The following is a 24,674-nucleotide window of genomic DNA, read 5'->3' on the forward strand; positions in this document are numbered from 1 at the left end:
CCGACCCTAAGACACGCCACCGACAACGCGGCCGCGCGTCAGCTGGTCCAGAAATCCCACCAACGAGTGAGGATCAGCATGCCGATGACGGCGACGTGCACCACCGGGATCAGCCAGTGGAACTCCTCCATCAGCTGCCGGGCCCCGGCGGGCGCCGGGAGGAAGCCCTGCCTGACGTTGTGCAGCGTCGTGTACCAGAACATGAAGATCGTCGCGGCCCAGGCCAGGCAGCACCACAGGCACAGCGCGCCGATCTCGTACAGCGACTGGTACTGCAGCCAGGTGCAGAAGCCGACGCCGAAGAGTGTGCCGCCCTGCAGGCCGAGCCAGAACCAGCGCCGGTAGCGCGCCCCGGCCAGCAGCCCCATGCCGATGGCGATCACCGCCCCGTAGGCGACCAGCCCCAGCATGGGGTTGGGGAAGCCGAACACCTCGGCCTGGTCGCTCTCCATGATGCTGCCGCAGGAGACGACGGGGTTGAGGCTGCACCCCGGGGTGTAGGTCTCGCCCCGCGCCTTGGCCTGAAGGATGTGGTTCTTGTCGATGGTGATGACCCAGGCGGCCAGCAGCCCGGCGAAGCCGGTGATCACCAGCAGCAGGGAGAAGGCGCGCCCCGCGCCGGCCCCGCCATCGTCGCCGTCGGCGCGCCCGCGCCGGACCGGTCCGCCGCCCGCGCGCACCTCGTCCGCGACCGATGCCGTCATCTCACCTATCCGATCTGTCCGGGTTCGGCTCCCCATTGTGCACGAGATCGCACACGAGCCGTGCCGGTCAGATACCCCGTCGCGGAGCCGAGAGATCCCGGGCGCCGGGCTCGGCGGCGATCCCTCGCAGGAACGGGTTGACGGAGCGCTCGCGCCCGATCGTGGTCTGCGGTCCGTGCCCGGACAGCACCACGGTCGCGTCGTCCAGCGGCAGGCAGACGCGGGCCAGCGAGCGCAGGATCTCGGCGTGGTCGCCGCCGGGCAGGTCGGTGCGCCCGATGGCCCCGGCGAAGAGCAGGTCGCCGGAGAAGATCACCGGCGGGATGTCCTCCTGCTCCGGGAGCCGGAACGTCACCGAGCCCGGCGTGTGCCCGGGGGCGTGCGCCACGGTGAGGCTGAGCCCGGCGAGCTCGAGTTCCGCGCCGTCGGTGAGATCCCGGAGGTCGTCGGGCTCCCCCACGGTCAGCTCGCCCAGCAGCTGCGCCCCGATCTGACGCCCCAGCGCCTTCCCAGGGTCGGTGAGCATGTAGCGGTCCCCGGGGTGGAGCCACGCGGGAACGCCGTGGGCGCCGCAGACGGGCAGCACCGAGGCCGTGTGGTCGAAGTGGCCGTGGGTGAGAATGACGGCCACCGGCTTCAGGCGGTGCCTGGCGATGGTCTCCTCGACCCCGGCGGCGGCCTCGTGGCCAGGGTCGATGATCACGCACTCCTCGCCGGCAGCGGGCGCGACCAGATAACAGTTGGTGCCCCAGGCGCCGGCGGGGAACCCAGCAATGAGCACGGTCGTCCTTCGATCGTCACGGCTTGTGCACGGCTAGAGGGGTGGACGGCTGGCGGGCTGCCCGGTTTCGTAAGCCTACCGGCGGCCGAACCCCGCCCGCGAACCCCCGGACCGGCACGGCGTATACGGTGACCGCCAGCGGGTCCGGCGACCCGCGGAGAGGACCGGCTGCCAGACCTCGGACGTCAGGGGTCAGCGAACCAGGCTCCAGCAGGAATCAGGAGGAGATGCAGACGTGACCAGCAAGGAGCAGCGGCGCAAGGAGCTCGCCCGGGCGAAGTGGGAGCGGCAGCAACGACGCCGCGCGGACCGCGTACGCCGGGCCAGGCGGCGTAACGTCATCATCGCCGCGGCGCTCGTGGTGCTGGTGGCGGCGGGCACCTTCGGCCTCGTCGCGCTGCTGGGCGGGGACGACGACTCCAGCAACCAGGCGGGGGACGAGCAGGGCGCCGAGCCCACCGCCTCGGACAGCGCCGAGCCGTCCACGCCGCCGGAGGACCCCTGCGACAAGCCGGCGAAGGGCGACCCGGCCGGCGAGACGTGGAACGCCGAGCCGGAGATGACGATCGACACCTCGGCCGAGTACGTGATGGGCCTCCGGACCACCTGCGGTGACATCGAGATCACCATGGACGCGGAGGCCGCGCCCCACACCGTGAACTCCTTCGCCTTCCTCGCCGGTGAGGACTACTTCGACCACACCACGTGCCACCGCCTCACCACGGAGGGGATCTTCGTGCTGCAGTGCGGCGACCCGCAGGGCACCGGCTCGGGCGGCCCCGGCTACACCATCCCCGACGAGAACCTCGACGACCCGGACGTCGCGGGCGGCACCTACCCGGCCGGCACGGTCGCGATGGCCAACCAGTACAACGCCCAGGACGGCAGCGGGCGCGACTCCGGCGGCAGCCAGTTCTTCCTGGTGTACAAGGACAGCCCGCTGCCCCCGGACTACACCCCCTTCGGCACCATCACCGCGGGCACGGACGTGCTGCAGAAGATCGCGGACACCGGCAGCACCACGGATCCGGCCACCGGCACCACCGTGCCCAACGCGACGGTCGTGATCAACGAGGCGACGGTCGAGCGGCGGGACGGGGGGAGCTGAGGCGACTGAGGCGGCTGAGCCCGGTTCACGGGGAATTTACGGCGGGCAAGGTGCGGACAGCCGGGCGTGCGGTCGCCTATGTTGGCGTTGTGCAGGGTGCCTGCTCCGGCCGGCCGGGTGACCATCGGCCGGGCCGGAAGAGAACTGTGGACGATGCCGGGGGCGCGCGCCCCGTGGTGGGCATCAAAAGGAGGCGCTGTGAGCAGCGAGCCGTGGGGCCGTGTCGACGAGGCGGGAACCGTGTACGTGCGGACGGCCGACGGGGAGAGGGTCGTCGGCTCCTGGCAGGCGGGCTCCCCCGAGGAGGCCCTGGCCTACTTCGAGCGGAAGTACGACGGGCTGGTCGTCGAGATCGACCTGCTCGAGCGTCGGCTGCGGACCACCGACCTGTCGGCCAAGGACGCGGCGACGGCCGTCGGCCACCTGCGCGAGCAGGTCGCGCGGGCGAACGCCGTGGGCGACCTGGACGCGCTGAGCCGGCGCCTGGACGAGCTGGACGCGGAGGTCTCCTCACGCCGTGAGGAGCGCAAGGCCGCCCGCGCCCGGCAGCTGGAGGAGGCGCGGTCCGCGAAGGACGCCCTGGTCGCGGAGGCCGAGGAGCTGGCCGTCAGCGAGCAGTGGCGGTCCGCCGGGGAGCGGCTGCGCGCCCTGGTGGACACCTGGAAGGGGCTGCCCCGGCTGGAGCGCAAGACCGACGACGAGCTGTGGCACCGCTTCTCGCAGGCGCGCTCGGCGTTCTCCAAGCGGCGCAAGTCGCACTTCGCGGCGCTGGACAGTCAGCGGGAGGAGACCCGGCGGCGCAAGGAGAAGCTGATCGCCGAGGCCGAGGCGCTGTCGGAGTCGACCGACTGGGGGCCGACGGCGGCCCGGTACCGGGAGCTGATGCGGGAGTGGAAGGCGGCGGGCCGGGCGCACCGGGACGCCGAGGAGGGCCTGTGGACCCGCTTCCGCGCCGCGCAGGACGTCTTCTTCGCCGCACGCGGCGAGGCGTTCGCCGAGCGCGACGCCGAGCAGCGCGACAACCTCGCCCGCAAGGAGGAGCTGGCGGCGGAGGCCGAGAAGCTGCTGCCGGTCACGGATCTGCGGACGGCCAGGGCGGCGCTCCGGTCGATCGGGGAGCGGTGGGAGGCCGTCGGGCACGTGCCGCGCGAGGCGCGGGCGGCGATCGAGGGCCGGATCCACGCGGTGGAGCGGGCCGTCGCCGAGGCCGAGGAGGCCGAGTGGCGGCGTACCAACCCCGAGGCGCGGGCCCGGGCTGCCGGGCTGACGGGCCAGCTGCAGGACGCCGTGGAGCGGCTGCGGCAGCAGGCCGAGAAGGCGCGGGCGCAGGGCAACACGGCCAAGGCCGAGAAGCTGGAGCAGGAGCTGGCGGGGCGGCAGGCGCTGCTGGACCAGGCGCTGAAGGGACTTCAGGAGTTCGGCGGCTAGGCGGCGGCGCACGGCCACGGCCGGGCCGGGCCCGCCCGGCGTCGGGCGCGGCCTACGGCCGCCTCGGCGAGGTCACCCGGTAGACGTCGTAGACGCCCTCGACGCCCCGCACGGCCTTCAGCACGTGGCCCAGGTGCTTGGGGTCGCCCATCTCGAAGGTGAAGCGCGAGGTGGCGACCCGGTCCCGGGAGGTCTGCACCGCCGCCGAGAGGATGTTCACGTGCTGGTCGGACAGCACGCGGGTGACGTCCGACAGCAGGCGGGAGCGGTCGAGGGCCTCGACCTGGATGGCGACGAGGAAGACCGAGGACTGTGTCGGGGCCCACTCGACCTCCAGGATGCGCTCGGGCTCCTGGGAGAGGGAGTCGACGTTGACGCAGTCGGCGCGGTGCACCGAAACGCCGTTGCCGCGGGTGACGAAGCCGATGATGGGGTCGCCCGGCACGGGGGTGCAGCAGCGGGCGAGCTTGATCCACACGTCGTCGACGCCCTTGACCACCACGCCGGGGTCGGCGGTGGCCCGCCGCTTGCGGCGGGCGGGGACGGGCGGCGCGGACTCGGCGATGTCCTCGCCGGCGGCCTCCTCGCCGCCGACGGCCTGCACCAGCTTCTGCACCACGCTGTGCGCCGACACGTGGCCCTCGCCGATGGCGGCGTAGAGGGCGGAGATGTCGGGGTAGCGCATCTCGTGGGCGAGGGTGACCAGCGAGTCGCCGGTGAGGACCTGCTGCAGCGGCAGGTTCTGCTTGCGCATGGCGCGGGCGATGGAGTCCTTGCCCTGCTCGATCGCCTCGTCGCGCCGCTCGCGCGAGAACCAGCCGCGGATCTTGTTGCGCGCCCGGGGGGACTTCACGAAGCCCAGCCAGTCCCGCGACGGGCCCGCGCCGGCGGCCTTCGAGGTGAAGATCTCGACGGTGTCGCCGTTGTCGAGCGTGGACTCCAGCGGCACCAGGCGCCCGTTGACCTTGGCCCCTATGGTGCGGTGGCCGACCTCGGTGTGGACGGCGTAGGCGAAGTCGACGGGCGTGGCGCCGGCCGGCAGCGCGATCACGTCGCCCTTGGGCGTGAAGACGAAGACCTCGTTGCGGGAGAGGTCGAAGCGCAGCGACTCCAGGAACTCGCCCGGGTCCTCGGTCTCCTTCTGCCAGTCCAGGAGCTGCCGCAGCCACGCCATGTCGTTGACGGTGGCCTCGCCCCGCGTGCCCGCGGCCTTCTTCTCGCCCCGCTTCGGCGCGTCCGAGCGTGTCGCCTTGGACGACCCGGAGACGGCCTGCTGCTTGTACTTCCAGTGCGCGGCGATGCCGAACTCGGCGCGCCGGTGCATGTCGAAGGTGCGGATCTGCAGCTCCACGGGCTTGCCGCCGGGCCCGATGACCGTCGTGTGCAGCGACTGGTACATGTTGAACTTGGGCATGGCGATGTAGTCCTTGAACCGCCCGGGCACCGGGTTCCACCGCGCGTGCACCGTGCCCAGCGCGGCGTAGCAGTCGCGGACGGTGTCCACCAGGACGCGGATGCCGACCAGGTCGTAGATCTCCGCGAAGTCGCGGCCGCGGACGATCATCTTCTGGTACACGCTGTAGTAGTGCTTGGGCCGCCCGGTGACGGTGGCGCGGATGCGGGCGCCGCGCAGGTCGGCCTGGACCTCGTCGATGACGGTGTCGAGGTACTCGTCGCGCTTGGGCGCGCGCTCGGCCACCAGGCGCACGATCTCGTCGTACATCTTGGGGTAGAGGATCGCGAAGGCCAGGTCCTCCAGCTCCCACTTGATGGTGTTCATGCCGAGCCGGTGGGCCAGCGGCGCGTAGATCTCCAGCGTCTCGCGGGCCTTCTGCTCCTGCTTCTCGCGCTTGAGGAAGCGCATGGTGCGCATGTTGTGCAGCCGGTCCGCGAGCTTGATCACCAGCACGCGGGGGTCCCGGGCCATGGCGACGACCATCTTGCGCACCGTCTCGGCCTGCGCGGCCTCGCCGAACTTGACCTTGTCCAGCTTGGTCACGCCGTCCACGAGCTGGGCCACCTGGTCGCCGAAGTCGCGGCGCAGGCTCTCCAGGCCGTACTCGGTGTCCTCGACCGTGTCGTGCAGCAGCCCGGCCATCAGGGTGGCCGGATCCATGCCCAGCTCGGCCAGGATGGTGGTGACGGCCAGCGGGTGGGTGATGTAGGGGTCGCCGCTCTTGCGCTTCTGGCCGCGGTGCCAGCGCTCGGCGACCTGGTAGGCGTGCTCGATCTGCCGCAGCACGGCGGTGTCGGCCTTGGGGTCGTTGGCGCGGACGACGCGCAGCAGGGGCTCCAGCACCGGGTTGTACGGCGTGGAGCGCTGGACGCCCAGGCGGGCCAGACGGGCCCGCACGCGGTTGGACGAGCCGGAGCGGCCGGACACCCCGGAGACGGCCGAGGCCGGCTGGGCGGGGGGCGCCGGGGCGCGGCCGTCCGTGCCCTCGCGCCAGCCGAGAGCCGTGGAGGGCTTGGCGTTCTTCCGCTGGGCTGAGGTGAGCGGCTGGGCGTCGTCTGGCAAGGGCGCTCCTTTTCGGCCCGTCCCGGGCGTGGCGGCCTGGGAGGGGGGTGGTTCTCCGGGCCGCGGACGGCCTGGGAGTCTCCGGCCGGGAACCACATCGGACTGCCATGGTAACGAGCGCCGGTGAACCCCTCACGCGCGACGGCGCGCGACCGGCGCCCGGGACCCGGCTGACCGGGGGCGACCGAGCCTGGCCGATAGTGTCCGGTGCCGTCGGAGTGCGATCGTCAGAGGGTGATCAGCGCCTGGTACGGGGCGCCGTCGAGGGCGGCCACCACCCGGTCGCGCCCGGCGAGGAAGGCGAGCTCCATCAGCACCGCCAGGCCCGCGACCCGGGCGCCGGAACGCCGGATGAGCCGCAGCGAGGCCTCGGCGGTGCCGCCGGTCGCCAGCACGTCGTCGATCACCAGCACCCGGTCCGACGGCTCGAGGTCCTCGGCGTGTATCTCGATCTCGGCGCTGCCGTACTCCAGCTCGTACGCCTGCGAGAGCGTGGCTCCGGGCAGCTTGCCCGCCTTGCGGACCGGGACGAAGCCGATGCCCGCGCGGACGGCGACCGGCGCGGCCAGGATGAAACCGCGCGCCTCCAGGCCGACGACCTTGGTGGCGCCCTGCGCCAGGCAGAACCCGGCCAGCGCCTCGGTGAGGGCGGTGAACGCCTCGGGGTCGGCCAGCAGCGGCGTGATGTCCTTGAAGAGGATGCCCGGCTTCGGGTAGTCGGGGACGTCGCGGATGCGGCTGAGGAGGAGGTCGCGCAGCTCCTGGGAGGTCGTGGTCATGGCTGGCGCCTACCTGCGCTTGCCCGAGGGACGGCCGCGGCCTCGGCCGCGGGAGACCGGCTGGCGGCGCGGCCCGCGCGCGGCCGCGCCCTGGCCGGCGGCGACCGCCGCGGCGTCGCGCGACTGCGCCTGGGAGGGCGTCGTGGCGTCCTTCGCGGCGTCGGTGGCCGCCGCGGCCCCGCTGTCGTCGTCGGAGCCGTCCCGCTGGGCCGCCGCGTCGTCCGCCTCGGACCCGGCGGCGTCGCGCGGGTCGGCGGACCGGGCGTCGTCCTCGCGCTTGGCCCGCTTGGCCAGCACCCGCTTGTCGTGCGCCTTGATGGCGGGCTCGCGCATCTTGAAGTCGGCGACGAGCGGGGTGGCGATCATGATGGAGGAGTACGCGCCCGCGGTGAGGCCGACGAAGAGCGAGAGGGCGATGTCGTTCAGCATGCCGCCGCCGAGCACGCCGCCGCCGATGAACAGCAGCCCGGCCACCGGCAGGAGCGCCACCACCGAGGTGTTGATGGACCGCACCAGCGTGCCGTTGAGGCTGCGGTTGGCCAGCTCGGCGTAGGTGTAGCGGTTCTGCTTGGTGAAGTTCTTCGTGGTCTCCTTCAGACCGTCGAAGACCACGACCGTGTCGTACAGCGAGTACCCGAGGATCGTCAGCAGGCCGATCACGGTGCCCGGCGTGACCTCGAAGCCGACGAGGGCGTAGACGCCGACGGTGATGGTGATGTCATGCAGCAGGGCGATGAGCGCGGCCAGGGCCATGCGCCACTCGAAGGCGAGGGCGAGATAGACGACGACCAGCACCAGGAAGATGATCAGGCCTCGCCAGGCCTTCTCGGCGATCTGGTCTCCCCAGCTGGGGCCGATCACCTCGGCGTTCAGATCGTCGACGGGGATGCCCAGCTCGTCGGCGAGCGCCTCCCGGGTGGCGTTGGAGGTGTCGGTGTCCAGGCCGCTGACCTGGATCCGCATCTCGCCGTCGTCGCCGAGGGTCTGGACCAGCGCGCTGTGGCCCGAGGCCTCCTCGGCCACCTCCCGCGCCTCCTCCACCGAGACGCTGGTCGCGGGCGTGGTGAAGACCGCGCCGCCCTCGAACTCGACGCCCATCACCAGGCCGCGGGCCCACAGGCCCGTGAAGGCGAGGATGGTGATGAGGATCGAGACCCAGTACCAGATCTTCCGCCTGCCGACGAAGTCGACACCGACCTCGCCTCGGTAGAGCCGGGCACCGACATCACCGAGCCGCGACATCTCATGCCTCCTTTACGTCGCTGGGAACGGTGGCGGGACGACGGCCGCCGCGCGGCGAGCGCACGCCGAGTCGCCTCGGGTCCAGGCCGGACCAGGCGTGTCCGCTGGAGAAGAACCGCCTGCGGGCCATGAGGGTCATCAGCGGCTTGGTGAAGAGGAAGACCACCACCACGTCGAGGAGGGTGGTCAGCCCGAGGGTGAACGCGAAGCCCTGCACCTTTCCGACCGTGACGGCGAAGAGCACCGCCGCGGCGAGGAAGGAGACGAAGTCGGAGACCAGGATGGTGCGCCGGGCCCTGGGCCAGGCGCGCTCCACCGCGGGGCGCAGGGTACGGCCCTCCCTGATCTCGTCCCGGATCCGCTCGAAGTAGACGATGAACGAGTCGGCGGTGATGCCGATGGCGACGATCGCGCCGCAGACGGCCGGGAGGTTCAGCGCGAAGCCGATGGCCGGGCCGAGCAGCGACATGATCGTGTAGGTCAGGATCGCGGAGACAACCAGGCTGCTGAAGGCGATGAACGACAGGCCCCGGTAGTACAGCACCAGGTAGAGCACGACGAGGGCGAGGCCGATGGCGCCGGCGATCAGTCCGGCCCGCAGCTGCTCGCCGCCGAGAGTCGGGGAGACCGTGGAGACGCTGGCCTCCTCGAAGTTCAGCGGCAGGGCGCCGTACTTGAGGATGTTGGCGAGCTCCTCGGAGGAGTCCTGGTTGAAGTTGCCGGAGATCTCGGCCCTGCCGCCGCCGAGGCGCTCGGAGACGCTGGGCGCGGAGACGACCTCGCCGTCGAGGACGATGGCGAAGCGGTTCATGGGCTCGGCCTGGCCGGCGAGCTGCTCGGTGGTGTCGGCGAACTTGCCGGCGCCGGAGCTGTTGAACTCCATCTGCACGATCCAGCCCTTGCCGGTCTGCGAGTCGAAGACCGCGTCCGCGTCGCTGACGTCGGTGCCGGGGATGGCGACCGGGCCGAGGGCGAACTTCTCCACGCCCTCGGAGTCGCAGGTGACCACCTCGGCGTCGTCGGGGGCCTGCGCGGCGGCCTGGCTCGCCTCGAGCCGGGCCTTCTCGGTGGAGCAGTCGAGCTCGTTCAGCCGGGTGAAGACGTCGTTGGCCTGCTCCTGCTGGGAGCCCTCGCCGCTGCCCTCGCCACTGCCCGACCCGGTGTCCTCGCCACTGCCCGACCCGGTGTCCTCGCCACTGCCCGACCCGGTGTCCTCGCCGTCCTGCGTGGTGTAGGAGGCGGTGGTGGCGTTCGTGGTGCCGCCCGGGGCGGGCATGCTCTGGCTGTCCGTCCCGTCGCCGGACTGGTCGCCGCTGCCGGAGTCCTCGCCCGAGCCGTCCCCGGAGCCGCTGTCGCCGCTGTCGCTGTTCTGCCCGTTCCCCGAGCCCGAGTCGCCGGAGTCACCCGAACCGCTTGAGTCGCCGGAACCATCCGAATTATCGGAGTCGCCCGAGTTTCCGGAATCACCGGAGCCGCCCGACTGGTCCTGCGGAGCGGGCGTCGCCGCCGCCGCGGTGAGCACCGGCCGGAAGCCGAGCTCGGCGGTGGTGCCGACCTGCTCGCGGGCCTCCCGCTCGTCCGTGCCCTTCGGGATGTTGACGATGATGTTCTTGCCGCCCTGGGTCTGCACCTCTGCCTCGGAGACGCCGAGGCCGTTGACCCGGCGCTCGATGATGGAGACGGCGGTGTTCAGGTTGGTCGAGTTGATCGCGTCCTCGTGCCCCTTCTCCGCGACCGCCTCGAGCGTGATGCTCGTGCCCCCGGCCAGGTCGATGCCCAGCCTGGGCGTGGTGTGCCCGGACAGGAACATGCCGCCCGTGAGCGCCACCATGATGACCAGGATCAGCAGCAGCGGCCGGCCCGGCCTGCCGCCGGCGCCCGACCTGAGATCCCTCTTCGTCGAGGACCTGAGGTCCCTCTTCGTCGCCACCTTTGTCGTCTCTCTCCTCGGGACGTCAGGACTTGGAGCCGTTCTCGCCCTCGGCCTTCGCATTCCGCGGCGTGTCGGCGGGCTCGTCGTCCGCGCCCGGCTTGTCGAGCTTGATCACCGGGTCGTCGTCCTCGGCCCCCTCGGCGGCGTCCTGCTCGGCCTCGGTCAGGGAGGAGGCGTCGTCGGGCACGACGGGGGCGTCCTCGTCCGGGTCGGGCTCCGGCTCGCCGCTGATGATGCGGCGGTACTCGTCGGCGTCGAGGACGGCGCCCACGGCGTTCTTGGCGTACACGGCGTGCACGCCCGGCTCGATCTCCAGCACCACCGTGTCCTCACGCACCTCCTTGACCAGGCCGTAGAGGCCGCCGATGGTGCGGACGCCGGCGCCGGGCTCCATCGAATCCCGCATCTGCAAGGCCTGGCGCTGCCGGTTCTTGGCCGAGCGGGTCATGAGATACATGACGCCGATGAGGAGCAGGAAGGGGAAGAAAATCGCGATATCCACGGCGGGGGGAAGTCCTTATACGGGGCCGCTGACGCGACCCGTGCTGGGGTGGGCACGCCGCCCGTGAGCCGGCCGACGTCGGCGGAGTCTAAGCGAGGCTGCGCCTGGGGAACAACGTGCACGATGCTAGCGGAGTTCCGTCACAGTGGAATTCCGCACCATCACGTCCCGAACAGCCCTTCTTGTCCCTGACCCGTCCGGGGCGGCGGGGTGAGCCCGAGATGGTGCCAGGCCGCGGGGGTGGCGACACGCCCGCGCGGGGTGCGGGCGAGCAGCCCCTCGCGGACGAGGAACGGCTCCGCGACCTCCTCTACGGTCTCCCGCTCCTCCCCCACCGCCACGGCGAGGGTGGACAGGCCGACCGGGCCGCCGCCGAAGAGGCGCAGGAGGGCGCCCAGCACCGCGCGGTCCAGCCGGTCGAGCCCGCGTTCGTCCACCTCGTACACCGCGAGGGCGGCCCTGGCCGCCCCCCGGTTGACCACGCCGTCGGCCCGGACCTGGGCGTAGTCCCGCACGCGGCGCAGCAGCCGGTTCGCGATGCGCGGCGTGCCCCGGGAGCGGCCGGCGATCTCGGCGGCGCCGTCCTCGGTGACCTCCACGCCCAGCAGCCGCGCCGAGCGGTGCACCACCCGTTCGAGCTCGTCGGGGGCGTAGAACTCCATGTGGCCGGTGAAGCCGAAGCGGTCGCGGAGCGGGGGCGGCAGCAGGCCCGCCCGGGTGGTGGCGCCGACCAGGGTGAACGGCGGCAGCTCCAGCGGGATCGCGGTGGCCCCCGGCCCCTTGCCGACGATGACGTCGACGCGGAAGTCCTCCATCGCCATGTACAGCATCTCCTCGGCGGGACGGGCCATCCGGTGGATCTCGTCGAGGAAGAGCACCTCGCCCTCGGCGAGCGAGGACAGGATCGACGCGAGGTCACCGGCGTGCTGGATGGCGGGGCCGGAGGTGATGCGGATGGGCGCCCCCATCTCCGCGGCGATGATCATGGACAGGGTGGTCTTGCCGAGCCCGGGGGCGCCGGAGAGCAGCACGTGGTCGGCGGTGCCGCCGCGGGCGCGGGCGGCGCGCAGCACCAGGTCGAGCTGCTCGCGGACGCGGCTCTGCCCGACGAACTCGGCGAGGTCCTTCGGCCGCAGCGCCGCCTCCACGGCCAGGTCCTCGTTGTCCGCCGACGGGCCGACCAGGCGCGCGCCGCCCTCCGCGGAGGGCTCCTCCCAGCTCACGCGGCCTCCTTCCGGAGGGGGCGGGTACCACGGGCCGCGGGCGGGTGCGGGCCGGTGCCCGGCCACCGGCGTTCCGTGCGACCAGGGCGGCGTCCGCCGTCACCGGCGAGCCGTCCGGGCCCGGCGTCGCGCCGGCGCGCGCCGGGGGCGCTTCGCGCGGCCGGCCGGAACCGGGCGGCGCGACGGGCGGGCGTCCGCTCCCCGGTCGTCGTGCGGCTGGCCGCTGCGGGCGTCGGCATCGTCTCTCCTCTCGTGGTGGTCTCGTGGTCGTCGCGCTGTGCGCGGTCGCGCGGCTCAGCGGCCGCGGTTCAGGCTCTGCAGGGCGGCGCGCAGCAGGCCGGGGAGGGCGGGCGCGGCGCCGTCCGCGGCCCTGGCCTCGGCCTCGGGCGCGACGGCGAGGACCGCCTGCTCGGCCTCGCGGGGCGGGTACCCGAGCCCGACGAGGGCGTCGTGCAGCTGTTCGCGCCATCCGGCGGCGGGCCGCGCCGCGGCCTGCGCGGGAACGCCGCCGGGCCGCGCGCCGAGCGGCTCGCCGAGGCGGTCCTTCAGCTCCAGCAGCAGCTTCTGCGCCCCCTTCCTGCCGATGCCGGGCACGGCGGTGAGCGCCTTCTCGTCGCCGGTGGCCAGGGCGCGCCGCAGGGCGTCCGGGGTGTGCACCGCCAGCATGGCCTGGGCCAGCCGGGGGCCGACGCCGCTGGCGGTCTGGAGCAGCTCGAAGACCTGCCGCTCGTCCTCGTCGGCGAAGCCGTAGAGCGTCAGGGAGTCCTCGCGGACGACGAGCGAGGTGGCGAGCCTGGCGCGCTCCCCCACGCGCAGGCCGGCCAGGGTGCCGGGGGTGCACTGCACGGCGACGCCGATCCCGCCGACCTCCACGACGGCGGCGTCGGGGGCGAGGGCGGCGACCGGGCCGGAGACGAACGCGATCATGGGTCGGTGCGGTCCTTCGGGGATGCGGGACGGGAAGCGGCGCGACGGGCGGCAGCGGGGCGGGCGGCAGCGGGAGGGGACGCGGCCGGGCGCGCCGCGGCGTACGCCCGCAGCAGGCGGTCGGTGGCGGGGGCGCGCCAGATGTGGCAGATGGCCAGCGCCAGGGCGTCGGCGGCGTCGGCGGGCCGGGGCGGGGCGGGAAGCCGCAGCAGCCGGGTGACCATCGCGCCGACCTGTGCCTTGTCGGCCCGCCCGCTGCCGGTGACGGCGGCCTTGACCTCGCTGGGGGTGTGGAGCGCGACGGGCAGGCCCCGGCGGGCGGCGCAGAGCATGGCGACCGCGCTGGCCTGCGCGGTGCCCATGACGGTGCGCACGTTGTGCTGGCTGAAGACGCGCTCGACGGCCACGGCGTCGGGCCGGTGCTCGTCGAGCCACTCCTCCAGGCCGCGCTCGATGAGCAGCAGCCGCTGGGCGGTCCCGGCGTCGGCGGGCGTGCGCAGCACGCCGACGCCGGCCATGCGCAACGCGCGGCCGGGCACGCCGTCCACCACGCCGATGCCGCAGCGGGTGAGCCCCGGATCCACGCCCAGCACCCGCATGGCCCTCCTCAGCTTCGTCGTGGCCGACCGTGCTGGCAGGCTACCGGCCGCCTCTGACAGTCGGGGGCAGCGCTCGCACCGCGGCAGGCGCGCCGTGGCCGTCGGGCCGGTGGGCCGCGTCGGGCCGGAGCCAGCGCGCGGGGCCTGCGTCGCCGGCGAGGCGTCAGGCGTCGACCTTCGCCATGATCTCGTCGGGCACGTCGAAGTTGGCGAAGACGTTCTGCACGTCGTCGCTGTCCTCCAGGGCCTCGATGAGCCGGAAGATCTTGCGGGCGCCTTCCTCGTCCAACTCGACCTGCATGGTGGGCAGGAATCCGTTCTCCGCCGAGTCGTAGTCGATGCCCGCGTCCTGCAGCGCGGTGCGCACCCCGACCAGGTCGCTGGCCTCGCTGACCACCTCGAAGGACTCGCCCAGGTCGTTGACCTCCTCGGCGCCGGCGTCGAGGACCGCGCCGAGCACGTCGTCCTCGGACAGGCCGCTCTTCGGCACGATCACGACGCCCTTGCGCTGGAAGAGGTACGAGACCGAGCCCGGGTCGGCCATGGAGCCGCCGTTGCGGGTCATGGCGACGCGCACGTCGGAGGCGGCGCGGTTGCGGTTGTCGGTGAGGCACTCGATGAGCACCGCGACGCCGCCGGGGCCATACCCCTCGTACATGATCGTCTGGTAGTCGGCGCCGCCCGCCTCCAGTCCGGCGCCGCGCTTGACCGCGCGGTCGATGTTGTTGTTGGGGACCGAGCTCTTCTTCGCCTTCTGGATGGCGTCGTAGAGGGTGGGGTTGCCGTCCGGGTCACCGCCACCGACGCGGGCCGCGACCTCGATGTTCTTGATCAGCTTGGCGAAGAGCTTGCCCCGCTTGGCATCGATCACGGCCTTCTTGTGCTTGGTGGTTGCCCACTTGGAGTGGCCGGACACGCCCCTGCTCCTTCGCTGTCACCAACTTCTGCCGACACGGCGATCCTACCGGCAGCTTGCGGGACGGCCGTCAGGTGGCGTCCCGCACCATCTCGGCGAAGAGCCGGTGCACCCGGTGGTCGCCGGTCAGCTCCGGGTGGAACGCCGTGGCGAGCAGCCGCCCCTGGCGCACCGCGACGCTGTGCCCGTCGTACTCGGCGAGCGACTCGGCCCGCGCGCCGATGGACTCCACCCACGGCGCCCGGATGAACACCCCCGGCACCGGGCCGCCCGCCACCCCGTCGAGCTCGACGGCGGCCTCGAAGGACTCGTTCTGCCGGCCGAAGGCGTTGCGGCGCACGATCATGTCGATGCCGCCGATGGTCTCCTGCGCGGAGCGAGGATCGAGGATCTTGTCGGCGAGCATGATCATGCCCGCGCAGGAGCCGTAGGCGGGCATGCCGGACCGGACGCGCTCGCGCATCGGCTCGAGCAGGCCGAAGGCGGCGGCGAGCTTGGAGATGGTGGTGGACTCGCCGCCGGGGATCACCAGGCCCTGGACGCGGCCGAGCTCCTCGGGCCGGCGTACCGGGAGGGCGGTGGCGCCCGCCGCCTCCAGCGCGGCCAGGTGCTCGCGGACGTCCCCCTGGAGCGCGAGGACGCCGATGACGGGATGGGTCACTGCCGGATGCCTGCCTTCATCGCTCGCGCTCGCTACCAGCCACGGGCGGCGTAGCGCTCGGCCTCGGACAGCGAGTCCATGTTGATGCCGACCATGGCCTCGCCCAGGCCCCGCGAGACGTCCGCGACGATCTTGGGGTCGTCGTAGAAGGTGGTGGCCTTCACGATGGCCGCGGCGCGCTTGGCCGGGTCGCCGGACTTGAAGATCCCGGAGCCGACGAAGACGCCCTCGGCGCCGAGCTGGCGCATCAGGGCGGCGTCGGCGGGGGTGGCCACGCCGCCGGCGGAGAACAGCACCACGGGCAGCTTGCCGAGCTCGGCGACCTCCTTGACCAGCTCGTACGGCGCCGGCAGCTCCTTGGCGGCGGCGTACAGCTCGTGACGGTCCAGGCCCTTCAGGCGGGCGATCTCGCTGCGGATCTGCCGCATGTGGCGCACCGCCTCCACCACGTTGCCCGTGCCGGCCTCGCCCTTGGAGCGGATCATCGCCGCGCCTTCGGAGATGCGCCGCAGCGCCTCGCCGAGGTTGGTGGCGCCGCAGACGAAGGGCGTGGTGAAGGCCCACTTGTCGGTGTGGTTGGCCTCGTCGGCGGGCGTGAGGACCTCGGACTCGTCGATGTAGTCGACGCCGAGCGCCTGGAGGACCTGGGCCTCGACGAGGTGGCCGATGCGGGACTTGGCCATCACGGGGATGGAGACCGCCTCGATGATGCCGTCGATCATGTCGGGGTCGGACATGCGGGCCACGCCGCCGTCCTTGCGGATGTCGGCCGGGACGCGCTCCAGGGCCATGACCGCGACCGCGCCGGCGTCCTCGGCGATCTTCGCCTGCTCCGGCGTGACGACGTCCATGATCACGCCGCCCTTGAGCTGCTCGGCCATGCCCCGCTTGACCCGGGCGGTGCCGGTCTCGGGAGCCTGCGGGGTGCTGGTGGACGCGGTGGACACGGTGATCTGACCTCACTGACGACGAAGGCGGGAGACGGAAGCGGGAGAAGTGCGACATGACCATCGTAGGCCCGTTCGGGTGAGGGTCACGAGCACGGGCGGAACGCCAGGTCATGCCAACGGCACGATCTCACCGCGCGGTGGCCCGGCCCGGAAAGGGCCAATCGGTCCCGGGTGGCCTGCGTCAGCCGCTCTCGCTCGGGGAGTACCCGGCCAGTGCCGGGGGCGGTTCGTCGTCCATCTCGAACGCCAGCGGGAACGGCGCGTGGCCGGCCAGGCGGAACCAGCGCACCTTGCGGTGCCTGCGCAGGGCGCGGGCGGCCCGCACCGCGTCGTTGTGGAAGCGCCGTGCCATCGGCACCCGGCGCACCGCCGCGACCAGTTCCTCGGCGGTGGCCTCGCCGCCCGGCGCGTCGCGGACCGCCCGCACCTGGCCGGGCTCGGCGAAGACCGCGCGCAGCGCCTGGCTCAGCTCGCTCTCGGCGACCTCGCGCTGGTCCTCGGGCGCGAGGCGGGCGGCGTGCGCCGCCTGGTAGAGCACCATCGAGGCGGCCGGGTCGAGCACCCCGGCGGTGGCCAGCTCCTGGGCGATGGAGGCGCGGCGCAGCAGCTGCGCGTCGAGGGCGGCGCGGGCGGCGTCGAGGCGGGCGTGCAGGCGGTCGAGGCGCCCGGCGGTCCAGCTGAGGTAGACCGCGACGAGCAGCAGCACGACGGCGATCCAGATGACGGTCGTCACGGCGGGCCACCCTACCCGCGCCGCGCTCCGGTCCCGCGGGCCGCTCCCGGCGCCGGATCACTCGGCGCCGGATCAGTCCCGGGCGTCGCGCGCCTCGCGGGCGTCGCGCACCTCCCGGGCGTCGCGGGTCTCCCGCGCCTCGCGGGCGAAGCCGAGCCGGCCCAGCAGGCCGACGCGGTCGTCCGGGGCGACGGCCTCGGCGCCCGCGGTGACCGTCTCGTAGACGGCCAGGATGTCGGCGCCGACGGTGGACCAGTCGAAGCGGCGGACGTGGCGCCCGCCGCGCTCGCGCAGGCCGTCGCGCCGGGCGGGATCCGCCAGCAGCCGCACCGCGGCCCGGGCCAGCGCCTCGGCGTCCTCGTTGGGGTACAGCTCCCCCGCCGAGCCGTGGTCCAGCACCTGCGCGAAGGCGTCGAGGTCGCTGGCGAGCACGGGCGCGCCCGCGGACATCGCCTCGACGAGGATGATCCCGAAGCTCTCCCCGCCGGTGTTGGGGGCGACGTACAGGTCGACGCTGCGCAGCAGCTTGGCCTTGTCCTCGTCGCTGATCATGCCGAGGAACGTCACCTGGCGGCGTACGGCCTCCGGCAGCCTGGCGACCGCCTCGCGCTCGTCGCCGCGCCCGGCCACCAGCAGCCGGGTCTCGGGCCGCTCGGCGAGGATCCGCGGCAGCGCCTTCATCAGCACCGGCAGGCCCTTGCGGGGCTCGTCGATGCGGCCGATGAAGCCGATCGTCTGGCCCTGCCACTCGGCCTTGGGCTCGGCGTCGGCGAAGAAGGAGACGTCGACCCCGTTGGGGATCACCACGGCGTCGCCGCCCAGGTGCTCCACCAGGGTGCGGCGGGCGTACTCGCTGACCGCGATGCGGGCGCTGATCTTCTCCAGGGCGGGCTGGAGGATGGGGTAGGCGGCGATCATCGCGCGGGAGCGGGGGTTGGAGGTGTGGAAGGTGGCGACGATGGGCCCGCGCGCGGCCCAGCAGGTCAGCAGCCCGAGGGAGGGAACGACGGGCTCGTGGATGTGCAGCACCTCGAAGTCGCCCTCGTGCACCCACCGCCGGACCCGGGTGGCGGAGAGGAAACCGAGGTTGAGCCGGGCGACGGACCCGTTGTAGGGCACGGGGACGGCCCGGCCAGCGGAGACGACGTACGGCGGCAGCGGGGTGTCGTCGTCGGCGGGGGCGAGCACCGAGACGTCGTGGCCGCGCCGGAGGAGGTGCTCGGCGAGGTCGCGCACGTGGAACTGGACGCCGCCGGGGACGTCCCAGGAGTACGGGCAGACGATGCCGATCCTCACGTGCGCCGCTTCCCTTCTCCCGCCGGCAGGTCGGCGGTCCACAGCCGCTGGAGCATGTGCCAGTCCTGCGGGTGCTCGGCGATGCCGGCGGCGAAGTGGTCGGCCATGGTCTGCGTCATCGCCCTGGCCTTCTCCGCGCGGGTGCCGGTCTCGGGCGCCGGGACCGGCGGATGGATGCGGCCCTCCATGAACGGCGGGTCGCCGTACCACAGGGTGACCGGCAGCAGGGCGGCGCCCGTCTGCTGCGCCAGCATGGCAGGCCCGGCGGGCATCCGCGCGGCGTGGCCGAAGAAGCTCACCTCGACGCCGGAGGCGGACAGGTCCCGGTCGGCGACGAGGCAGACCATGCCGCCCTTGCGCAGCCGTCGTGCGAGGGCGCCGAAGGAGGCGGCGCCGGTGTGGGGCAGCACCTCCATGCCCAGGCCCTCGCGGTAGGCCACGAACCGGTCGTAGAGCCGCTCGGGCTTGAGGCGTTCGGCGACGGTGGCGAAGGGGATGTTCAGCTCGGTGGCCACCCAGGCGCCGGCCAGGTCCCAGTTGGCCATGTGGGGCAGGGCGACGACGGCGCCACGGCCGGAGTCGAGGGCGTCGGTCACGTGGTGGATGCCGTCGGGCCTGAAGCAGGTCCCGATCCGCTCCCGGGGCCAGGCCGGCAGCCGGAAGAACTCCATCCAGTAGCGCAGGTAGGACCGCATCCCGGCCCGGGACAGCTCGCGCAGCCGCCGCGGGTCCGCCTCGGGCACCACGCGCGCCAGGTTGGCCTCCAGGCGCCGGACGCCGGGGCCCTGCCGCCGCCAGGCCGCGTCGGCGACGCGGCGGCCCAGGGCGCGGGCGGCGGGCTCCGGCAGCCGCTTGACGCCGCCCCACGCCAGCCCGTACAGCACGTCTGTCGCCCGCTCGCTCATGCCCGGCGGCTCCTGTGGCCCCGGCCGTGGTGCCGCACCTCGGGCAGCGGCCCGGCCGGGGCGGCGGGGGGTGGGGACGGCGCGGCGGGGGACGCGGTCTCCGGGGACGGCTCGGCCGGCGTGTCCGGCGCGTCCACGGCATCCGGCACGTCCACCGCGTCCGGCGCGGCCTCGGCCGCCTCGCGGCGTACCGTGATCACCCGCTGGATCAGCGTGATGAGGCTGCCGACGGCCACCACCCACAGGGCGATCGGCAGCAGTACGCCGATGTGCGGCACACCGAAGGTGTCCTCGAAGCCGGCGAAGCCGGCCAGAACGAGCGTGATGACCAGCCGCTCCGCCCGCTCGACCAGCCCGTTGACCTTGACCGGCAGCCCGATGCTCTGCCCCCTGGCCTTGGTGTAGGACACCACCTGGCCGCTGGCGAGGCAGAAGAGCGCCACGGCGCACATCATCTCGTCGTCGCCCTTGCCCGCGTACCACAGGGCGAGCCCGGAGAAGATCGCGGCGTCGGCGAGCCGGTCGAGCGTGGAGTCCAGGAAGGCGCCCCACGGACTGGAGGAGCCGGCCTGGCGCGCCATGTTGCCGTCGACGAGGTCGGAGAAGACGAAGAGCGTGATGGTGAAGCTGCCCCAGAAGAACTCCCCGCGCGGGAAGAAGACCAGCGCCCCGGCCATCACTCCCGCCGTGCCGAAGAGCGTCACCGCGTCCGGGCTGACCTTCAGCCTCAGCAGCAGGGCGGCGAACGGCGTGAGGACACGCGTGAAGAAAGCACGCGCGTACTTGTTGAGCATGACCTTCCCAGGGGTCGCTGCGGGCCGCGCCCTCGGGCGGGCGGCCATCGACACGGCCCATCGTAGTCTCGCCGCCGGGTGTGGCCGCGCGGGGGCCGGAACCGGGCGCAGGGGGCCGGGATGTCCGGGATGTGACGCGGACGGACGTGAGGGGAGCGGCGCGCCGCTAGGCTGATCCCCGACACGGGGCGTCATCAGGTGTGTTCGGGCGCGGGGAAGGGAACGGGCCTGAGGGCGGCGCGATTCGAGAACCGATTCGACTGGGGGTTGCGATGGCGTTGGAGTTCGACTTCGCACCGGGCGCGCAGGTCCCGCTCTCGGGCGTGGGCGTGGGGCACACCGGCATCAGCCAGGCGATCGCGTCCGTCGCGTACCGGGAGGGCGTCAACCCCGAGGACATACGCGAGGCCAACGACGCGGCCGAGGTGAAGAAGGGCAAGTTCACTCTGCTGGAGCCGGACCTCGGCGAGGCGTTCACCCGGGCCATCGAGGTCCGGATGCTCGACGCCGGGCGCAAGCCGCTGATCCAGTCCTTCGGCGCCGAGCCGCAGACGGTGGTGGAGCAGTGCCTGGCGGCCAAGCGGATCCGGCGGCAGCGCGACCGGCGGCTGACGATGATCATGCTCATCTTCGGCGTGCTCTTTCTGCCCGGGGTGCTGATCTGGCTGGGGCTGTTCCAGCTGCGCCGCACCATCGCGGGCGCGCAGGACAGGCGGGCGGGTGCGTTCGGCATGGCGGCGCTGGCCGGCGTGGTGGTGCTGCTCGTGCTGATCCTCCTGCGGCTGCCGCTGACCGGGGTGTGGCGGATCTACGCCTGGAGCGTGCTGCCCGCGCCGATCATCGGGTGGTTCTGGGCCCGGGAGCTGTGCGAGCGCACCGCCAAGACGCTTCGGGAGCACTGGACGAACCTCGTCGGCGGCGGGGGCGGCGGCGCGCGCGTCCCGGAGGCGGTGCCGCAGAACCCGAACGACAAGGAGGCCGAGCGGCTGCGGGTGGCGCTGGCCAAGATAGCCGCCGAGCAGACCAGCAACCTCGTCTACTACGCCGGCCCCAACGGGATCCTCGGCATGGGCGTGCGCTGGTGCGCCTGGCAGCTCGCGGAGGATCTCCGGCCCCGGGACCCGGGCCGGGACATCGACCCCTTCCGCAGCTGGGACGTGGCCCGCGCCATCCATGACCAGCTGAGGCTGCTGGAGCGCGGACCGCTGCACACGGGCGGCTTCCCCGCCCCCTCGATAGTGCACTGGATAGTCCGCGACGTGGGCGCGGGCGCCAAGGAGGTGAGCCGGCCCGACGGGAACGCGGCGGACGGGTTCAGCTTCAGCGGCATCGAGGTGCAGCGGATCTGCAACGAGCAGCAGTTCGACAGCGACGATCGGCACTACCTGGGCGTTCAGTTCGTGCTCCGGGGCGGCTCGCTGGTGATCACGGTGATGATCACCGTGACGGTGCTGCACTACACGCTGCGGATCGAGGTGACCGGGTACTCACTCGGCCCGGTGCACGAGTTCTTCTACAAGAAGCCCGACGCGAAGAAGAAGTCGGTCCGGCACCCGGTGAAGTTCTGGAAGAAGGTGGACCGCCCGCTGCCGCTGGTCGAGGCGCGGGAGGTGGTGCGGCTGGCCGCCCGCGCGCCGCTGACCTGGTTCCCCAAGCTGCTGGAGGCCTGGGGCGGGAAGCTGGTCCTGCCCGAGCCCTTCGGGCTGCGCCACACATGGGCGACGGACAAGCACTGGGACCGCCGCTTCCAGGCGGACGACGCGCTGCGTTCGGTGACGCCGATCCTCCGTGTGGCGCACGCCGCGGCCTTCAAGGTGCTGGAGGAGAACGGCGTGGACATCTCGAACTTCGAGTCGCGTTCCCAGGCCCTCAGCGGCCTGGTGCAGGCGCCTTCCCCGGCGAAGGTGGACGAGTACAACATGTGACGCCGTCGGCGGGCCGCGCGGCCGTCAGGCCGGCGGCCACGCCTTGGCGAGCATCCGCCGGGTGTCGCCGAGGAGCTGGGGCAGCACCTTGGTGTGGCCGACGACCGGCATGAAGTTGGCGTCGCCGCCCCACCGCGGCACCACGTGCTGGTGGAGGTGGGCGGCGATGCCCGCGCCGGCGACCTGGCCCTGGTTCATCCCGATGTTGAAGCCGTGGGCGCCGGCCGCGGCGCGGATCGCCGCCATCGCCTGCTTGGTCAGCGCCGCCAGCTCGGCGGTCTCCCGTGCGGTCAGCTCGGTGTAGTCGGCGACGTGCCGGTAGGGGACGACCATCAGGTGGCCCGGGGTGTAGGGGTAGAGGTTCAGCACCGCGTAGACCTCCTCACCCCGGGTGACGATCAGCCCGTCCTCGTCGCTCTTGCCGGGGATGGTGCAGAACGGGCAGCCGTCGCCGGCGCCGGGGCCGCTGGGCTTGCCCTCGCCCTGGATGTACGCCATCCGGTGAGGGGTCCACAGGCGCTGGAAGGCGTCCGGCGTACCCACCCCGATCTGCTGTTCCGGCTCGCTGCTCATGCTCGCCAGCATATGGGGTGGCCCGTCACGGCCGTCACTCGCGGCTCACACCTGGATGCGGCGTTCCACGGCCTCGGCGATCTCGGCCAGCGCCTCGGCGCGGGGGATGCCGTTCTTCTGGGAGCCGTCGCGGTAGCGGAAGCTGACCGCGCCGTGCGCGACGTCCTCGTCGCCGGCGATCACCATGAAGGGCACCTTGGACCGCTGCGCGTTGCGGATCTTCTTCTGCATGCGGTCGCTGGAGGCGTCCACCTCCATCCGCAGCCTCGCCGCCCGCGCCTCGGCCGCGAACTCCCGCAGGTACGGCACGTGGGCGTCGCCGATCGGGATGCCCACGGCCTGGACCGGGGCGAGCCAGGGAGGGAAGGCGCCGGCGTAGTGCTCCAGCAGCACGGCGAAGAACCGCTCGATCGAGCCGAAGAGCGCGCGGTGGATCATGACCGGCTGCTGCCGGGAGCCGTCGGCGGCGGTGTACTCCAGGGCGAAGCGCTTGGGCTGCTGGAAGTCGACCTGGATCGTGGACATCTGCCAGCTCCGGCCGATGGCGTCGGTGGCCTGGACCGAGATCTTCGGGCCGTAGTACGCCGCGCCGCCCGGGTCCATGACGAGCTCGAGGCCCTGCTTTTCCGCCGCCTGCCGCAGCTGCTCGGTGGCCTCCTCCCACTCCTCCGGCTCGCCGATGAACTTGTCGGTGTCGCCCCGGGTGGAGAGCTCGAGATAGAAGTCGGACAGGCCGTAGTCGCGCAGCAGATTGAGCACGAAGGTGAGCAGGGAGTCCAGCTCGTCGGGCATCTGCTCCTTGGTGCAGTAGATGTGGGAGTCGTCCTGGGTGAAGCCGCGGGCCCGGGTGAGACCGTGGACGACGCCGGACTTTTCGTAGCGATAGACGGTGCCGAACTCGAAAAGCCGCAGTGGCAATTCCCGATAAGAACGCCCGCGCGCCCTGAAAATCAGGTTGTGCATCGGGCAGTTCATCGCCTTGAGGTAATAGTCGTGCCCCTCGAACTCCATGGGAGGGAACATCGACTCGGCATAGTTCGGCAGATGTCCGGAAACCTCGAAGAGCTTCGCCTTCGAGATGTGCGGGGTATTGACGAATTCGTAGCCCTCGTCCTCGTGCCGCCCGCGGGAGTAGTCCTCCATCACCTTGCGGACGACGCCGCCCCTGGGGTGGAAGACGGCCAGGCCCGAGCCGAGTTCCTCGGGGATGGAGAAGAGGTCGAGCTCGGCGCCGAGCCGCCGGTGGTCGCGCCGCTCGGCCTCGGCGAGGAACGCCAGGTGCGCCTTGAGCTGGTCCCTGGTCGGCCAGGCGGTGCCGTAGATCCGCTGGAGCTGCGGGTTCTTCTCGCTGCCGCGCCAGTACGCCGCCGCGCTGCGCATCAGCTTGAACGCCGGGACCAGGCGGGTGGTGGGCAGGTGCGGGCCGCGGCACAGGTCGCGCCAGCGCCGCTCGCCGGTGGCGGCGTCGAGGTTGTCGTAGATGGTCAGCTCGCCCGCGCCGACCTCGGCGTCGGCGCCCTCGGCCGCCTGCCCGGCGGCGCCCTTCAGCCCGATGAGCTCCAGCTTGTAGGGCTCGTCGGCGAGTTCCTCGCGGGCCGCGTCGTCGGTGACCGCGCGCCGGGAGAAGCGCTGCCCCTGCTTGACGATCTGCTGCATCCGCTTCTCGATACGCCCGAGGTCCTCGGGGTTGAAGGGCTGCGCGACGTCGAAGTCGTAGTAGAAGCCGTCCTTGATGGGCGGGCCGATGCCCAGCTTCGCCTCGGGGAAGAGTTCCTGCACGGCCTGGGCGAGGATGTGCGCGGTGGAGTGCCGCAGGATGTCCAGGCCGTCGGGCGAGGAGACGTCGACGGGCTCGACCGCGTCGCCGTCGGCGAGCGGGTGGGTCAGGTCCCGCAGCACGCCCGAGACGCGGGCGGCGATCACCGACCGCTCGCCCTCGAAGAGCGCGGCGGCCGTCGTGCCCGTGGTCACCACGCGTTCTTCCCTGTCGGAATCGCGTTGGATGATCACACGGACCTCAGACACCGGTCTCTCCTGACTCGTGATGTGACGGGCCGTCCCGGGCCCGTCGCGGCTGCTGCCGCGACGTGGCGATGGTACCGGGCCGCGCGGCGCGGTAGCGAAGCGATAAGCCCCGGAGCGCGGGCCGGCGGCCACAGAGCGCCGGAAGGCCGGTC

21 protein-coding genes and 1 pseudogene are annotated in these 24,674 nt (G+C 72.7%); 3 read left to right on the top strand and 19 right to left on the bottom strand.

Annotated features, from left to right (window positions below; genetic code table 11):
- Positions 1-38: 38 nt before the first annotated feature.
- Both ACTWQH_RS15710 and ACTWQH_RS15715 read right to left on the bottom strand, forming a co-directional pair.
- A complete protein-coding gene (locus ACTWQH_RS15710; protein WP_443287161.1) occupies positions 39-704 on the bottom strand; it encodes a vitamin K epoxide reductase family protein in 666 nt (221 codons plus the stop codon).
- A 67-nt stretch (positions 705-771) separates the two neighbouring features.
- Positions 772-1,485 (bottom strand): MBL fold metallo-hydrolase, encoded by a 714-nt coding sequence (locus ACTWQH_RS15715; protein WP_443287162.1) that lies wholly within the window; start codon positions 1,483-1,485, stop codon positions 772-774.
- A gap of 235 nt (positions 1,486-1,720) precedes the next feature.
- Here ACTWQH_RS15715 and ACTWQH_RS15720 point away from each other — a divergent pair, with 235 nt between their 5' ends.
- Both ACTWQH_RS15720 and ACTWQH_RS15725 read left to right on the top strand, forming a co-directional pair.
- Entirely contained in the window at positions 1,721-2,593 is an 873-nt protein-coding gene (locus ACTWQH_RS15720) for a peptidylprolyl isomerase (RefSeq protein ID WP_443287163.1), read from the top strand.
- Positions 2,594-2,791: 198 nt separating this feature from the next.
- On the top strand, positions 2,792-4,021 hold the full coding sequence (locus tag ACTWQH_RS15725; RefSeq protein ID WP_443287164.1) for a DUF349 domain-containing protein: 1,230 nt from the start codon (positions 2,792-2,794) through the stop codon (positions 4,019-4,021).
- 52 nt (positions 4,022-4,073) lie between these two features.
- Here ACTWQH_RS15725 and ACTWQH_RS15730 read toward each other — a convergent pair whose 3' ends face one another.
- From ACTWQH_RS15730 to pgsA, 15 genes and pseudogenes are all read right to left on the bottom strand, one after another.
- On the bottom strand, positions 4,074-6,539 hold the full coding sequence (locus ACTWQH_RS15730; protein ID WP_443287165.1) for a RelA/SpoT family protein: 2,466 nt from the start codon (positions 6,537-6,539) through the stop codon (positions 4,074-4,076).
- A gap of 227 nt (positions 6,540-6,766) precedes the next feature.
- Positions 6,767-7,318 carry an adenine phosphoribosyltransferase gene (locus ACTWQH_RS15735; RefSeq protein WP_443287166.1) on the bottom strand — a complete coding sequence of 184 codons (552 nt, stop codon included), beginning with the start codon at positions 7,316-7,318 and terminating at the stop codon, positions 6,767-6,769.
- A 9-nt stretch (positions 7,319-7,327) separates the two neighbouring features.
- On the bottom strand, positions 7,328-8,560 hold the full coding sequence (secF, locus tag ACTWQH_RS15740; protein WP_443287167.1) for a protein translocase subunit SecF: 1,233 nt from the start codon (positions 8,558-8,560) through the stop codon (positions 7,328-7,330).
- Between the two features lies 1 nt (position 8,561).
- Positions 8,562-10,391, bottom strand: coding sequence for a protein translocase subunit SecD (gene secD / locus ACTWQH_RS15745; protein WP_443287237.1), 1,830 nt, complete (start codon positions 10,389-10,391; stop codon positions 8,562-8,564).
- 124 nt (positions 10,392-10,515) lie between these two features.
- A complete protein-coding gene (gene yajC, locus ACTWQH_RS15750; protein WP_443287168.1) occupies positions 10,516-10,995 on the bottom strand; it encodes a preprotein translocase subunit YajC in 480 nt (159 codons plus the stop codon).
- Between the two features lie 161 nt (positions 10,996-11,156).
- Positions 11,157-12,218: a Holliday junction branch migration DNA helicase RuvB gene (gene ruvB, locus ACTWQH_RS15755; RefSeq protein ID WP_443287169.1), complete on the bottom strand. Its 1,062-nt coding sequence runs from the start codon at positions 12,216-12,218 to the stop codon at positions 11,157-11,159.
- 294 nt (positions 12,219-12,512) lie between these two features.
- The gene (gene ruvA / locus ACTWQH_RS15760; protein WP_443287170.1) at positions 12,513-13,145 is read right to left on the bottom strand and encodes a Holliday junction branch migration protein RuvA; all 633 of its coding nucleotides are present in this window, start codon (positions 13,143-13,145) and stop codon (positions 12,513-12,515) included.
- Positions 13,142-13,744 (bottom strand): crossover junction endodeoxyribonuclease RuvC, encoded by a 603-nt coding sequence (ruvC, locus tag ACTWQH_RS15765; RefSeq protein ID WP_443287171.1) that lies wholly within the window; start codon positions 13,742-13,744, stop codon positions 13,142-13,144. Before ruvC ends, ruvA begins: the two co-directional genes overlap by 4 nt.
- A 163-nt stretch (positions 13,745-13,907) precedes the next feature.
- Positions 13,908-14,660: a YebC/PmpR family DNA-binding transcriptional regulator gene (locus ACTWQH_RS15770; protein ID WP_443287172.1), complete on the bottom strand. Its 753-nt coding sequence runs from the start codon at positions 14,658-14,660 to the stop codon at positions 13,908-13,910.
- A gap of 70 nt (positions 14,661-14,730) precedes the next feature.
- The gene (gene pdxT, locus ACTWQH_RS15775) at positions 14,731-15,321 is read right to left on the bottom strand and encodes a pyridoxal 5'-phosphate synthase glutaminase subunit PdxT (RefSeq protein WP_443287173.1); all 591 of its coding nucleotides are present in this window, start codon (positions 15,319-15,321) and stop codon (positions 14,731-14,733) included.
- Positions 15,322-15,353: 32 nt separating this feature from the next.
- The gene (pdxS, locus tag ACTWQH_RS15780) at positions 15,354-16,268 is read right to left on the bottom strand and encodes a pyridoxal 5'-phosphate synthase lyase subunit PdxS (RefSeq protein WP_443287174.1); all 915 of its coding nucleotides are present in this window, start codon (positions 16,266-16,268) and stop codon (positions 15,354-15,356) included.
- A 184-nt stretch (positions 16,269-16,452) separates the two neighbouring features.
- Entirely contained in the window at positions 16,453-17,004 is a 552-nt protein-coding gene (locus ACTWQH_RS15785) for a hypothetical protein (RefSeq protein ID WP_443287175.1), read from the bottom strand.
- A 72-nt stretch (positions 17,005-17,076) separates the two neighbouring features.
- Positions 17,077-18,300 carry a glycosyltransferase family 4 protein gene (locus tag ACTWQH_RS15790; protein ID WP_443287176.1) on the bottom strand — a complete coding sequence of 408 codons (1,224 nt, stop codon included), beginning with the start codon at positions 18,298-18,300 and terminating at the stop codon, positions 17,077-17,079.
- Positions 18,297-19,205, bottom strand: a complete 909-nt coding sequence (locus tag ACTWQH_RS15795; RefSeq protein WP_443287177.1) for a phosphatidylinositol mannoside acyltransferase — start codon at positions 19,203-19,205, stop codon at positions 18,297-18,299. Before ACTWQH_RS15795 ends, ACTWQH_RS15790 begins: the two co-directional genes overlap by 4 nt.
- A 163-nt stretch (positions 19,206-19,368) precedes the next feature.
- Positions 19,369-19,999, bottom strand: a pseudogene (gene pgsA / locus ACTWQH_RS15800) (phosphatidylinositol phosphate synthase); the annotation flags it as partial.
- Positions 20,000-20,271: 272 nt separating this feature from the next.
- On the opposite strand from pgsA, the gene ACTWQH_RS15805 reads away from it, so the two are divergent.
- Positions 20,272-21,924 (top strand): hypothetical protein, encoded by a 1,653-nt coding sequence (locus ACTWQH_RS15805; RefSeq protein WP_443287178.1) that lies wholly within the window; start codon positions 20,272-20,274, stop codon positions 21,922-21,924.
- 24 nt (positions 21,925-21,948) lie between these two features.
- Here the strand turns inward: ACTWQH_RS15805 and ACTWQH_RS15810 are convergent, their stop codons facing one another.
- Together ACTWQH_RS15810 and thrS are read right to left on the bottom strand one after the other, a co-directional pair.
- Positions 21,949-22,509: an HIT family protein gene (locus ACTWQH_RS15810; protein ID WP_443287179.1), complete on the bottom strand. Its 561-nt coding sequence runs from the start codon at positions 22,507-22,509 to the stop codon at positions 21,949-21,951.
- A 33-nt stretch (positions 22,510-22,542) separates the two neighbouring features.
- Positions 22,543-24,522 carry a threonine--tRNA ligase gene (gene thrS / locus ACTWQH_RS15815; RefSeq protein ID WP_443287180.1) on the bottom strand — a complete coding sequence of 660 codons (1,980 nt, stop codon included), beginning with the start codon at positions 24,520-24,522 and terminating at the stop codon, positions 22,543-22,545.
- Positions 24,523-24,674: the final 152 nt, after the last annotated feature.

The sequence above is a fragment of the Streptomyces sp. 6N223 genome, assembly GCF_052246635.1.
Lineage (GTDB): Bacteria > Actinomycetota > Actinomycetes > Streptomycetales > Streptomycetaceae > Streptomyces.

What these genes read in the sequence shown, in the direction of transcription:
- ACTWQH_RS15710 (WP_443287161.1), bottom strand. Translation starts at nt 704, where the DNA reads ATGACGGCATCGGTCGCGGACGAGGTGCGCGCGGGCGGCGGACCGGTC.
- ACTWQH_RS15735 (WP_443287166.1), bottom strand. Translation starts at nt 7,318, where the DNA reads ATGACCACGACCTCCCAGGAGCTGCGCGACCTCCTCCTCAGCCGCATC.
- secF (WP_443287167.1), bottom strand. Translation starts at nt 8,560, where the DNA reads ATGTCGCGGCTCGGTGATGTCGGTGCCCGGCTCTACCGAGGCGAGGTC.
- secD (WP_443287237.1), bottom strand. Translation starts at nt 10,391, where the DNA reads ATGGTGGCGCTCACGGGCGGCATGTTCCTGTCCGGGCACACCACGCCC.
- ruvA (WP_443287170.1), bottom strand. Translation starts at nt 13,145, where the DNA reads ATGATCGCGTTCGTCTCCGGCCCGGTCGCCGCCCTCGCCCCCGACGCC.
- ruvC (WP_443287171.1), bottom strand. Translation starts at nt 13,744, where the DNA reads ATGCGGGTGCTGGGCGTGGATCCGGGGCTCACCCGCTGCGGCATCGGC.
- ACTWQH_RS15795 (WP_443287177.1), bottom strand. Translation starts at nt 19,205, where the DNA reads ATGAGCGAGCGGGCGACAGACGTGCTGTACGGGCTGGCGTGGGGCGGC.
- ACTWQH_RS15805 (WP_443287178.1), top strand. Translation starts at nt 20,272, where the DNA reads ATGGCGTTGGAGTTCGACTTCGCACCGGGCGCGCAGGTCCCGCTCTCG.
- ACTWQH_RS15810 (WP_443287179.1), bottom strand. Translation starts at nt 22,509, where the DNA reads ATGCTGGCGAGCATGAGCAGCGAGCCGGAACAGCAGATCGGGGTGGGT.